Below are 12,118 nucleotides of genomic sequence, written 5' to 3'. Positions count from 1 at the left end.
GTCCGGGGGTTCAGTCGGCGGGGCGGAGGTGACGGCGCTCATCGGAGGGCGGTGCGCTGGTGGCGCGCGTGACGAGCTGTCCCGGGAGCATCCGGTGCCGCTCGGCGGGCGGGTGGCCCTCGAGGGTGCGGAAGAGGCGGTGCATCGCGAGGCGGGTTGCCTCGTCGAAGTCCTGGCGGATGGTCGTGAGCGGTGTGGGCAGGAACGCGGCGATCGGCATGTCGTCGAAGCCGACGATGCTGATGTCCCGCGGGACGGACAGACCGGCGTGCTGGATGGCGGACATCGCACCGATCGCCATCTGGTCGTTGGCGACGAACACAGCCGTGACGTCGGGGCGTGTGAGCAGCGAGCGCATGGCGTCGTGACCGCTCTGCGGCGACCAGTCCCCCTCCACCGGGGTGTGCTCCGCGACGCCCGCGTCCTGGAGCGCCGCACGCCACCCGGTGGTGCGGCACTGGCTCGAGGTCCAGTTCGCCGGACCAGCGATGTGCCACACCGTCTCGTGGCCGAGCGCGAGCAGGTGGTCGGTCGCTGCGAAGGCGGCGCCGGTCTCGTCGAGACCGACCGCCAGGGTGTTCGCGCGGTCGGCGACGTCCGGCGGGCCGAGGGTCAGGATCGTGACGCCGTCGGGCATCCGGAGCTGGTCCATCTGGTTCTCGACCGGCTCGGACAGGACGATCGCCTCGACCCCCTGCTCGACGAGGGAGTCGACCGCGGGCTGCAGTTCGTCGGCGAGGGCCGTCACGGTGCGGACGACGGCGAGCGCGTAGCCGTTCGTGCGACAGGCCTGCTCGACGCCCGTGAGCATCGCGGTCGGGCCGTACAGGTTCGTGCCGATCGTGATGAGCCCGACGCGGCGGGAGCGCTGGGACTTCAGGGACCGAGCGGCGGCGTTGGGGCGGAAGCCGAGCTCGGCGATGGCGGCTTCCACTTTCGCGCGGACGGACTCGGTCACGTGCGGCTCGTCGTTGACCACGCGGGAGACGGTCTTCTGCGAGACCCCGGCGAGCGCGGCGACGTCGGTCATCGACGCCGGGCGGAGGCGGCGTACGGGGGCGTCGTCGCGCATGCTGCCAGCTCCTTCGCTGCGTCGAGAGGGCCGCAGGGAGCGGCCGTGCAGCAAGACAACCACGCCGTTGTCTACGTAGTCAAGCATGAGTCGGGAAGTCGGGGTCGAGACTGAGGTTGCACATTTCACCGAGTGCGACGAAGATCGTCGACACGCTGGACCGAGTACGTTCCAGTCGGGGCGGGGGGCTCATGGTGGGGATCGACTACGACAACGGATCAGCCGCGCGACTCGAACGAGCCGCGACGACGGCTGCGCAACGGCTCCGCGCGCAGGCAGCCGCGCGGCGGACCGCGGCAGAGTCTGCGCGAGAGGACTTCGACGGCGCGTACGCGAAGCGCTTCGACGAATCGGCACGGATCGAGTCCGAGGACCGGGCCAAACTCGCCCGTGTCCTCGACGAACTGACCGAGCAGGTGCACCGAGCAACAGCCGCCGCCGACCAGGAGCGCACGCGGCGGGCGGACCTCGCGGCGTGGCAGCAGCGGCAACAGGCGCGGGACGACGCTGCTGCCGCCTCACCGCTGGGCATCTTCGGCGTCCCGGGTGTGCAACCGCTCGACATCCGACCTTCCGAGACGCCGGTGTCACCGCCGGAGGTGTCAGCGGCGTTCGCACCCCGGGCCCGGACGCGCACCGGCGGCGGGACATCGGAGGGACGGAGCGCCGCGGATCCCACCGCCCTCCGCGGCTTCGCTTCGACGACTCGTGGGCTCGACCGCTCCGCCGGCGCTGAGCGCACGGCGGTCCGGAACGCTTGGACGGCCTTCACCTCGACGTGCGGGTGGGCCCGGATCGGGAGCGCGTCGTTCGTCGGTGGCTTCGACCGACTGATCGACGAGAACGCCGAGGACGCCGCCTGGCTCGACCGGATCGCAGACGCTTTCGACCGCGCCGGAGGTCAGGGAACGTTGTCGAACGGCGTCCTCGACATCTCCGCGGCGGCCGAACTCCCCGCAGGCATGACCGCGCTCCTCGCCCCCGACCTCACCGCCACCCAGGTCGCGGCGCTGTGGGCCGAGCTCGGGTTGACCCCGGCCGACCGGCGCGACGTCCAGGCACTCCCGCTCCCGGTGCTCCGCCAGCTCGGCAACCTCGAGGGAGTCGCTTACTGGGCTCGGGACGCTGCGAACCGGGTCGTGCTGGACGACTTGATCAGCACGGCTGAGCAGCGCCTTCGTGACCTGGAGCGATCGACCACCTACGACCCCGGCGGCGCCTCCTACGCCACGGCCTACGAGAACCTGACGGCCCTCAAGAACATCCGCATCGCCACTGACGACACGACGAACGAGGGGGCGCGCTTCCTGATCTCGCTGGATGACGACGTCGTCCCTCCCTTGGCCGCGATCTCGATCGGTGACCTCGACACCGCGAAGAACGTGACCTGGACCGTTCCGGGCATGGCCACGGACACGAAGGGCATGACCGGCTGGACCATGGCAGCACAGAACCTGTACTCCGAACAGGGTTCGAGTGGGCCCGAGGAACGCGCCGTCGTGTCCTGGGTCGGCTACTCCACCCCGCCGCAACCGGTCATCCAGGGGCAACTCGACTTCGGCGTCCTCGGCACGAAGTACGCGAAGGACGGCAGCGAGAAGCTCGCGACCGCGCTCCGCGGTCTGAACGCCGCGCGCGGGGACGACTCGTTCTCGAACAACATCGTCGCCCACTCGTACGGTTCGACCACCGCGGCCTACACACTGACGAAGCCGGACATCCACGTCGACACCTTCACCACGATCGGCTCGGCAGGCCTCCCCGACACGGTCGACAACGCATCGGACCTGCACGCGGACCACGTGTACGCAGGACAGGCCCAGAACATCTGGGTCTTCGAGCCAGGACGAGGCGACCGATGGGCACAAACCGGAAGGCTGAGCTGGTCACACGGCCAAGATCCCACCGACCCCGACTTCGACGCGACCGCCTTCGGGACGGACGGCGTCCCCGGTGACGACGAGAAGCTCTCCGTGGACGACCACAACGTCCTCACCGATGACCACCGGGGATACCTCGACAACGACACCGAGTCGCTCTACAACATCGGGCAGGCCACGACAGGCCATCCTGAAGCGATGACCAAGCACGAGCCCAAAGGACTGACGTGGTACGAGAAAACCGTCCTCGAGCAGATGCAGCAAGTCCCGTGAGCGCCAGGCGTGCCCACGACGCACGGTCGATCACGACCGCGGCGTTGCTCTGCGCCACCATCTTCGCCCTGACGGCATGCAGCAACGATCCAGGAGAACCCACAGTGAAGCCCTCCCAAGCGGAGCAGTCCGTCGTCGAGTTCGTCGAGCAGTCATCCGCAGCAGCGGGCGGCGAGTGGGAGCACGTCAGCGGACCGGGCGTCCGGGAGTGCGCGCAGGAGAATGGGGCTCCGGGAACGATGTTCGTGTACATCGTCAAGCGTGCCGATTCGACCGATGCCGACGCGCGCGCCGACGTGCGGGCGGTCGGTGAACGCTGGAAGGACCTCGGCGTCGACGTCGAGTGGTACGAGAGCGGCGGGGCGGATCCCGTACCCGGAGTCCGAGGGCGAGGTGGTCCGGTGATCTCGGCGAGCTTCAACGCGAAGCCCGGCAACTACCGACTCTCCGCGACGTCACAGTGCTCCGACGGCTCGCCGGACGAGCTCTCACGAGAGGGCTGACGGCACGCCGTCGTCGTACACGCACCGGAGCGTCGGTTCGCATGATGTCCAGATGGCCACGAGCCCTCGTCCAGTCGGCCCTGCTCGTCGGCACGCTGCTCGTGCTGTCCGCCTGCAGCGACGACACGACGGAGCCCTCGGTACAGCCCTCCGAAGCGAAGCAGTCCGTGATCGAATTCGTCGAGCAGTCGACGACCGCCGGCGGCGGCACCTGGGAGCACCTCAGCGGTCCCGGCGTCCGAGAGTGCGAGCAAGACTCCGGTGTACCCGGCACGATGTTCGTCTACGTCATGAAGCGGACTGACACCTCTGGCGCTGATGCCCGAGTCGACGTGCAAGCGGTGAGCAAGCACTGGCGGGACGCCGGAGTCGACGTCGACGAGTACCAGAGCGGTGGCCCCGACCCGGTACCGGGAGTCCGCGGGCGCGGTGGGCCGGTCGTGTCGGCGAGCTTCGACGCCTACCCGGGGAACTACCAGATGTCGGCGACGTCGAAGTGCTCCGACGGGATGCCCGACCAGCAGCGACTCGAGAACTGACAGCGGCCGCCGCGGTGCGGGGCAGGAGCGGTCACCGACCGTCCACGATCGCGTCCGCGTGCTCGACGATCCAGTCCATCAGGGGCACGAGCCGCTCGGCCAGCTCCTGCCCGGCACCCGTCAGCGAGTAGTCGACCCGCGGCGGCACCGTCGGCTGCACGTCCCGGTGCACGATGCCGTCGTGCTCCAACGTCCGGAGCGTCGAGGCGAGCATCTTCTCGCTCACGCCCTCGATCGTCCGGCGCAGCGCACCCCACCGCACCGGCCCGTCCCGCAGTGCGAGCAGGACGAGGACGCCCCACCGGCTCGTGACGTGGCTGAGCACCACTCGCGTCGGACACGCCGTGGGGAACCGGACCGGTCCGTCCGCAGGGGTGTCCTGAGTTCCGTCCGGGACCGCGATTCCGACGTCCATGTCAGTACCGTACGGAGAAGTGCCTCCTTCCGGCCAGTGCACGCCCGACCTACCGTCGTCGCCATGCAGCCCACGACGAAGCACCCGCTGACGAAGCACCGCACCCGCCACCGCGCCGCCCTCGTGGGCGGCGCCGCCCTGGTCACCGGCGCCGCCCTGCTCGCCGGACTCGGCGTCCCCGCGACCGCCAGCGCCGCACCGGACGTGACCCGCGCCTCCCGGTCGGCCACGATCGCCGACGGCGGGACCACCGCCTCCCGTCTCGACACCGCGACCGAACGCCGGAACCGCTGCGCGGTCGTCACGCTCCTGACCCGGACGTTCGTGGACCCGACCAGCCCGGCGGCCCGCCGCCTGGCGCAGACGCTCGTCGCCCCGGAGGCCGTGACGCACACGAACGGGGCGAGCGCCGGCCCCGCCGGGGTCCTGGCCGAGTTCGCCGCCGACCGCGCCCGCGTCCCCGGCGCCCACGCGGTCGTGAAGCACGTCGCGGCGGACGGTGACCTGGTGGCCGTGCACTGGCAGGTCGCACCCGACATCCACGACGAGCGCCGTGGGGACGCGGCAGTGGACCTGTTCCGGCTGCGGGACGGCCGGGTCGTGGAGCACTGGTCCCTCGACCAGGCCATCGCGACGGGGAAGCCCGCCAGCGGCAACACGAACACGATGTTCAGCGACCTGTACCGCCCGGCGCGACCGACGCCGCCCCCGAGCGAACGCCAGGAGGAGCGCAACCGGACCTTCGCGGTGTCCGCCTACGACTCCCTGTTCCGGGACCACGACGTGTCCGTCCTCGACCGCGACTTCGACCCCGCGTACCTGCAGCACAACCCCGTCGCGCCGAACGGGACGGCCGCCCTCAAGCAGCTGTTCGGCAGCGGCGCGCAGTTCCCCGCCCAGCAGTCGGTCATCTCGCTCGCGGACGGCGACCTGGTGTGGACGTTCTCGCAGCCGGTCGGGGCGGCACCGGACGCGCCGCTGCTCGCGGCCGACCTGTTCCGCGTCGACGGCGGGCTGATCCGCGAGCACTGGGACGTCGTGCCGACGAGCTGAGCGCCGGGAACGGGCGGGCGGTCGCGACGAGCGTGGTCCCGGGTGCGCGCACCGCGCCCGGGACCACGCTCGGGTGACGGTGGGAGGATGGCGACGATGCACACCAAGTTCGCGGTGATCGGCGACAGCTTCGCCGAGGGGGTCGGCGACGAGTGGCCCGACGGCTCGCCCCGGGGGTGGGCCGACCTCGTGGCCGGTGGCCTCGCCGCTGCCTCCGACCGCACGTTCACCTACGCCAACCTCGCGATCCGCGGCAAGCTGCTCGCGCCGATCCTCGACGACCAGCTCCCCGCCGCCCTGCGCCTCGGGCCGGACCTGCTGAGCATCAGCGGCGGCAACAACGACATCCTGCGCCCGCGGGTGTCGATCGCCGCCAACGCCCGACGCATCATGGCCGGGCTCGACGCCGCCGTGCGCACCGGCACCGACGTGCTCTTCGTCACCGTCGCGGACATGACCCGGCACCTGCCGCTCGGCCGGCTCATCCGCCGACGCGGGGACGAGTACGCGGACCACATCCGGTCATGGGCGGACCGGCCGAACGTCACCGTGGTCGACAACTGGACGGACGCGGGGTTCCAGGACCTCGCACTCTGGGCGCCGGACCGGCTCCACCTCAACACCCTCGGCCACCGGCGGGTCGCGGCGAACGTCCTGACCGCCCTGGGCGTCCCCCTGCCGACCTGGGACGGGGCCGTCCGGCTCGCGGAGCGCGCGTCCACGATCGAGCACCTCCGCGTCCACGTCCTGCCGTGGGTCGGCAGACGCCTCACCGGACGGTCGTCCGGGGACGGGCGGACCCCCAAGAGCGCGACGCTGGGTCCGGTCCGCGAGTAGGGAATCGGCCTGGAGGCGCGACCCAGGTGACGGACGCAGGTCGCGCCTCCAGGCCGGCCACCACCCACACGGGCGACGCGAGCCCGCCTGCCGGGCCGCCGCCCGCCGGGCTCAGCCCAGCGGCTCGACCCCGTAGCTGACGACCACCGCACGCAGCTCGTCCAGGTACGCCTGCGCCTGCACCGTGAGCGGCACCGACGCGTGCGCGATCCACCCGATCTCGATGCGCTCGTCGACGTCGAGCGGGATGGCGACGATCTCCGGGTCCAGGTCGTCGCTGATCAGCCCCGTCGAGATCGTGTACCCGCCGAGACCGATCATCAGGTTGAAGATCGTCGCCCGGTCCGACACCCGGATCTCCCGCTTGCTCGACATCGTCGACAGGATCTCCTCGGCCAGGTAGAAGGAGTTGTTCGCACCCTGGTCGAACGTCAGCCGGGGCAGGTCAGCCAGGTCCTCGAGCGTCGCCCGTTCCCGCGACGCCAGCGGGTTCCGTCGGGCCACGAAGATGTGCGGCTGCGCGACGAACAGCGGCGTGAAGACCACCCCGGCGTCGCGCATGAGCTTCCCGAGCACCTGCCGGTTGAAGTCGTTGCGGTACAGGATGCCGACCTCGCTGCGCAGGGTGCGGACGTCCTCGATGATGTCCCACGTGCGGGTCTCCCGGAGCGAGAACTCGTACTCGTCCGCGGCCGCCGCCTCGACCATGCGGACGAAGGCCTCCACCGCGAAGGAGTAGTGCTGCGCGGAGACACCGAGCAGCCGCCGCGAGGCCTGCCGCCCGACGTAGCGCTGCTCGAGCAAGGAGACCTGCTCGACGACCTGCCGGGCGTACCCGAGGAACTCGACCCCGTCGACGGTGAGCACGACCCCTCGGGCCGACCGGGTGAAGAGCGGGCGGCCGATCCGGGTCTCCAGGTCCTTCATCGCCGCGGACATCGTCGGCTGCGAGACGTAGAGCAGGTCGGCGGCCGCGGTGATCGACCCCTCCGTCGCGACCTCGATGAAGTACCGGAGCTGCTGCAGGGTGATGTCGTTCGACACGCGGGCCATAGGAGGAGGCTATACCGCCGCATAGCAACTGCGGATTACCTGATGACCCGCGCCCGCGGTCATGATCGGGGGATGGCGAACGACCTGACCTTCCGGATCACCCGGACCCGCTTCGACGAGGACTACTCCCCCGCCGACAGCTCCCGGCTGACCACGAACTTCGCCAACCTGGCGCGCGGTGAGCACCGCCAGCAGAACCTCCGGAACGCGCTCGGCATGATCGACGAGCGGGCGAACGACCTGGCCGCGCCGTCGGCGGCGGCTGCTGCTGCGTCTGCTGGCGACTCGCGTCGCTACGCGGTCGAGCTCGACATCGTCTCGGTCACCGCCGAGTTCGACGACGGAGCGACGGACGTCGCGTTCCCGCTGCTCGAGATGCTCGACGTCACGATCGTCGACCAGCACACCGGCGAGCGCCACCACGGCATCCTCGGCAACAACTTCTCGTCGTACCTGCGCGACTACGACTTCTCCGTGCTGCTGCCGACGCTGGACAAGTCCGCCGGGATCCCCGCCGACTTCGGGCTGCTGCACGGCCGACTGTTCCAGCGCTTCCTGGAGTCCGACGCCTTCCGGTCCGAGTTCGACCAGGAGCCCGTCGTCTGCATCAGCGTCTCCACGAGCCAGACCTACCGCCAGACCGCGACGGTCCACCCCGTGCTCGGCGCCGAGTACGCGCACGAGCACTCCTCGCTGACCGACGACTACTTCGGCCGGATGGGCATGCAGGTCCGCTACTTCATGCCCCCGGGTGGCAAGGCCCCGCTCGCGTTCTACACGCGCGGCGACCTGCTGCACGACTACTCGGACCTGCAGCTCATCGGCACGATCGCGACGATGGAGACGTTCCAGAAGATCTACCGCCCGGAGATCTACAACGCGGACGTCGTCGCCCCGGCCACCTACCGCCCGACCCTGGAGCACACCGACTTCACGGTGCCGCCCGTCACCTACGACCGCGAGGAGCGGAGCCGCCTCGGCGTCACCCAGGGCCGCTGGACCGAGGAGCACCTGGTCAAGCCACACCGCGAACTCCTGGCACGTCTCGCCGCCGACACCGCCGTCCCGACCCGTTGAACGACTGGAACCCCGCCCGCATGAGCACCCTCCTCCCCACCGCCATCGTCGGCAGCCTGCCGAAGCCGTCCTGGCTCGCCGAGCCCGAGCGACTCTGGTCCCCCTGGCAGCTCGAGGGCGACGCGCTGACCGAGGGCAAGCAGGATGCCCTCCGCTCCGCCGTCCACGAGCAGGAGCGCCGGGGCATCGACATCGTCAGCGACGGTGAGCAGACCCGCCAGCACTTCGTCACCACGTTCATCGAGCACCTGGACGGCATCGACCAGGAGCGCAAGGAGACCGTCCGCATCCGCGACCGGTACGACGCCGCCGTGCCGACCGTCGTCGGCGCCGTCAGTCGTCCCCAGTCGGTCTTCGTCGAGGACGCGAAGTTCCTCCGCGCGCAGACCGACCGGCCGATCAAGTGGGCGCTCCCCGGCCCGATGACGATGATCGACACCCTGTCGGACCAGCACTACAAGAGCCGCGAGAAGCTCGCGTGGGAGTTCGCCACGATCCTCAACCAGGAGGCCCGCGAGCTCCAGGACGCCGGCGTCGACGTCATCCAGTTCGACGAGCCCGCCTTCACCGTCTTCCACGACGAGGTGCAGGACTGGGGCGTCGCCGCACTCGAGCGCGCTGCCGAGGGGCTGCGCGTCGAGACCGCCGTGCACATCTGCTACGGCTACGGCATCGAGGCGAACAACCGGTGGAAGGAGACCCTCGGCGCCGAGTGGCGGCAGTACGAGCAGTCCTTCCCGCTCCTGCAGCAGTCGTCGATCGACATCGTCTCGCTCGAGTGCATCCACTCCCACGTCCCGCTCGAACTCGTCGAGCTGATCCGCGGCAAGAAGGTCATGCTCGGCGCGGTCGACGTCGCCACCGAGACCGTCGAGACCCCGGACGAGGTCGCCGAGGTGCTCCGCCGGGCGCTCGATTACGTCGACGCGGACAAGCTCATCCCGAGCTCGAACTGCGGGATGGCGCCGCTGGCGCGGGGTGCGGCGCTCGGGAAGCTCGGTGCGCTGTCCGCTGGTGCGGACATCGTGCGCGCGGAACTGGCGAACGTCGCGGTGCCGGCTGGGCGGTAGCGGCGCGGCTCCAAATTGGCCTGGAGGCACGGCTCGGCCCCGACAGGCGGGTCACGTCCGTCATTCCTGGCCGTCCAGGCTCATCCGGTCGAAGTCGCCCACGAAGCACTGCGAGCTGGCATCGATCGTGTAGCCCCGGGGGTCGGCGCGGAAGTCCGACGAGCTCACCGGGCCACCCCGGCCCCGGACGCCCAGGATCGGGTCCTCGCCACCCGTCTGGTAGCGCTCGGTGGTGACCCCGAGGTCCTTCCAGTGCTGCTCCACCGCCTCGACGTCGGCCTTCGGGTCGGCGCTCGCGGACCGGACCACGGCGTAGACGTACCGGACGCCACCGACCCCGGGTGCGAGGCCGCACTTCCCGAGTCCCGGACCCTCGCTCGGTTCCCAGCCGTCGCCGACGACGTCGGTGGACTCCTCGACGAACGTGACGACGGACTGCTTCGCCTGCTCAGGGGTCTTCCCGATGCCGGCACTGCAGCCGGTGAGGACGACCGCGGCGAGCAGCGCCACTGCGGTGGCTCGGAGTCCGGTGACGGCCCTCCACCGAGTGGGTTCCACGCGGGAGTCGCTCGCAGACCGGTCGGCGTCTGCGAGGCGCACCCTCGTCCGGCGATCAGCGCTGCCGGACACGGTCGCTCCACTTCGGGAACGGCTCCGAGACACCCGGTTCGGATGCATCGGGGAAGTCGGCGGGGTCCCGCAGTGCGATCGCCTTGATGAGCTCCGGAGCATCGTGTGCCCAGAACGCCTCGCTGTACACGCCGAGCGAGCACTGCCCGTTCGGTCGCACGTTCCAGGTCACCCACCATCCGTCGCCGGTGTCGGCCCGGACCTCGTGATCCGTACCGACCTTCGCGCTGCTCCAGCGCCACCCTTCTTCGTCGAAGTAGCGCTGCATCGGCTCGAGGTCCTGCACCGCGCCGGTAGCACCCTCCGGTTCGATGATCCGCACGGCTCGGAACGCGTAGGAGTTCTCCTTGGTCGCACCCTCCGGCGCCTCGCCGAACGCGTCATCGCCTGCGGGCAGAGGACGGACGTCTCCGCCGTTCCAGTACCACGTGCCGTCCGAGATCTGTCGTTGTGCGGCTGCGAGCACGGCCTGCCCGTGCTCGTACCGCTCGCCAGCCAGCTCGAACTCGTCCTGCAACGAGAGATCGGCTCCCTGCGCCTGCGTCCGGCCTGCCGCGTCTCGCGCGCCCTGTCCGTCTCCGCTGTCCGAGGCACACCCGGTCGTCACGAGCACCACGGCCGCGAGCACGGTCACGATCCCGCCGCGCGGTCGCAGACGGGAGCGATGCATTCGCAGGTCCCCGGACGCCCCGTCTGCAGCAGCGATCGGGGCATCGGCTGCCCCGTCATCGAACGCCATCGTCACGCACACCCCCGCGTGGCTCGCAAGTTGGTTCCCGACACTACCCAACGACCGGCCGTCCCGTCCGTCCAGCTGCCTCGACCTCGACGGGTCGGTCGCGTTGATCGGGATCAAGCGTCTCTCGCGCGCAGCGCTTCCCGTTCGACGAGCGCCGCCGCGATCGCATCGGCTGCGTAGGGCGCCTTCGCGAGCGTGTGCACCACGGCGGTCACTCCCGCTGCCCGGGCGATCACCGCACCCGCGGCCCGGACTTCGCCGTTGATCCAGCGAGAGCCCTCGTCGCGCTGCCAGCTGACCGTGCGGGTGGGCGGTGCACCCGGTTCCAGCGCCCACTCGCCGTAGCGGCAGAGGTCGTCGAAGGTCGACCAGACCCCGCCGGCCGATGCGAACGAGGATTCACCGAGCGCCCACGGTCGGATGGCGCGACCGAGGAACCTCGGCATGATGCGCTCCGATGCAGCCGGCACCAGTGTCGCGGAACCGATGCCCGCCGGCCGCAGGACCTGCTCCTGCACGACGTCGAACCAGCTCCCGTGCACCGCGTCGAGGACCGCCCCGAGGAGCGCGTACCCGAGGTTCGAGTACACGTACTGCCCCCTGGGCGTCACGGGCGTCGCGGTCGTCAGGTCCAGCGGCACCCCGACGGCCGGTCGGTACGGGTCACGGAAGAGGCTGTCACGGATCGTCGGTGGTACCCGGGCCAGCCCGGAGGTATGGCGGACGAGATCACCGACCGTCATCTCGCCGTCGGGCACGCCGGGCAGGTACGACGCGACCGGCCGTCCGAGCTCGAGCGTGACCGCGGCCGTCGTCCCGACGAGCCCCTTCGTGATGCTCCCCCACTCGAGCAAGGATGCCTCGGCGTACCGTCCGGCGGGCTCGCGGACGGACTGCCAGCCGTCGGTCGTCCGAAGGCTCGCCCGCCATTGACCACGTGGAACATTGCCGTTCATGTACCAGCACGCTAGCGTCGT

The 12,118-nt window shown here is 70.6% G+C and carries 13 protein-coding genes; 7 read left to right on the top strand and 6 right to left on the bottom strand.

The genetic code is table 11. From position 1 onward, the window contains the following. Nucleotides 1-10 precede the first annotated feature (10 nt). Entirely contained in the window at nt 11-1,072 is a 1,062-nt protein-coding gene (locus HUN59_RS03695) for a LacI family DNA-binding transcriptional regulator (RefSeq protein WP_217483611.1), read from the bottom strand. A 191-nt stretch (nt 1,073-1,263) separates the two neighbouring features. On the opposite strand from HUN59_RS03695, the gene HUN59_RS03690 reads away from it, so the two are divergent. From HUN59_RS03690 to HUN59_RS03680, 3 genes are all read left to right on the top strand, one after another. Beyond that, nucleotides 1,264-3,225, top strand: coding sequence for an alpha/beta hydrolase (locus tag HUN59_RS03690; protein ID WP_174777538.1), 1,962 nt, complete (start codon nt 1,264-1,266; stop codon nt 3,223-3,225). A 104-nt stretch (nt 3,226-3,329) separates the two neighbouring features. Next, the gene (locus tag HUN59_RS03685) at nt 3,330-3,728 is read left to right on the top strand and encodes a hypothetical protein (protein WP_174777537.1); all 399 of its coding nucleotides are present in this window, start codon (nt 3,330-3,332) and stop codon (nt 3,726-3,728) included. Nucleotides 3,729-3,769: 41 nt separating this feature from the next. After that, nucleotides 3,770-4,267 (top strand): hypothetical protein, encoded by a 498-nt coding sequence (locus HUN59_RS03680; protein ID WP_174777536.1) that lies wholly within the window; start codon nt 3,770-3,772, stop codon nt 4,265-4,267. Nucleotides 4,268-4,298: 31 nt separating this feature from the next. Here HUN59_RS03680 and HUN59_RS03675 read toward each other — a convergent pair whose 3' ends face one another. Beyond that, a complete protein-coding gene (locus tag HUN59_RS03675; RefSeq protein ID WP_174777535.1) occupies nt 4,299-4,682 on the bottom strand; it encodes a winged helix-turn-helix transcriptional regulator in 384 nt (127 codons plus the stop codon). A gap of 63 nt (nt 4,683-4,745) precedes the next feature. Here HUN59_RS03675 and HUN59_RS03670 point away from each other — a divergent pair, with 63 nt between their 5' ends. Further along, nucleotides 4,746-5,735: a nuclear transport factor 2 family protein gene (locus tag HUN59_RS03670; RefSeq protein WP_174777534.1), complete on the top strand. Its 990-nt coding sequence runs from the start codon at nt 4,746-4,748 to the stop codon at nt 5,733-5,735. A 96-nt stretch (nt 5,736-5,831) separates the two neighbouring features. Further along, a complete protein-coding gene (locus HUN59_RS03665) occupies nt 5,832-6,572 on the top strand; it encodes an SGNH/GDSL hydrolase family protein (RefSeq protein ID WP_254629981.1) in 741 nt (246 codons plus the stop codon). A gap of 111 nt (nt 6,573-6,683) precedes the next feature. Here HUN59_RS03665 and HUN59_RS03660 read toward each other — a convergent pair whose 3' ends face one another. Further along, nucleotides 6,684-7,625 carry a LysR family transcriptional regulator gene (locus tag HUN59_RS03660; RefSeq protein WP_058741093.1) on the bottom strand — a complete coding sequence of 314 codons (942 nt, stop codon included), beginning with the start codon at nt 7,623-7,625 and terminating at the stop codon, nt 6,684-6,686. 72 nt (nt 7,626-7,697) lie between these two features. Between HUN59_RS03660 and HUN59_RS03655 the strand changes: the two genes are divergently transcribed. Beyond that, nucleotides 7,698-8,702, top strand: a complete 1,005-nt coding sequence (locus tag HUN59_RS03655) for a putative oxygenase MesX (RefSeq protein WP_174777532.1) — start codon at nt 7,698-7,700, stop codon at nt 8,700-8,702. Between the two features lie 20 nt (nt 8,703-8,722). Further along, on the top strand, nt 8,723-9,772 hold the full coding sequence (locus HUN59_RS03650; RefSeq protein WP_174777531.1) for a methionine synthase: 1,050 nt from the start codon (nt 8,723-8,725) through the stop codon (nt 9,770-9,772). Nucleotides 9,773-9,832: 60 nt separating this feature from the next. Here HUN59_RS03650 and HUN59_RS03645 read toward each other — a convergent pair whose 3' ends face one another. From HUN59_RS03645 to HUN59_RS03635, 3 genes are read right to left on the bottom strand one after another with little or no spacing between them, the layout of a single operon-like run. After that, complete coding sequence (locus HUN59_RS03645) at nt 9,833-10,330, bottom strand: hypothetical protein (RefSeq protein ID WP_174777530.1); 498 nt, start codon at nt 10,328-10,330, stop codon at nt 9,833-9,835. A gap of 55 nt (nt 10,331-10,385) precedes the next feature. Continuing rightward, the gene (locus HUN59_RS03640) at nt 10,386-11,258 is read right to left on the bottom strand and encodes a hypothetical protein (protein ID WP_174777529.1); all 873 of its coding nucleotides are present in this window, start codon (nt 11,256-11,258) and stop codon (nt 10,386-10,388) included. Beyond that, the gene (locus HUN59_RS03635; RefSeq protein WP_174777528.1) at nt 11,255-12,097 is read right to left on the bottom strand and encodes a serine hydrolase domain-containing protein; all 843 of its coding nucleotides are present in this window, start codon (nt 12,095-12,097) and stop codon (nt 11,255-11,257) included. Before HUN59_RS03635 ends, HUN59_RS03640 begins: the two co-directional genes overlap by 4 nt. Nucleotides 12,098-12,118: the final 21 nt, after the last annotated feature.

It is taken from the genome of Curtobacterium sp. Csp2, assembly GCF_013347165.1.
This window is presented reverse-complemented; position numbering and strand designations above follow the sequence as displayed.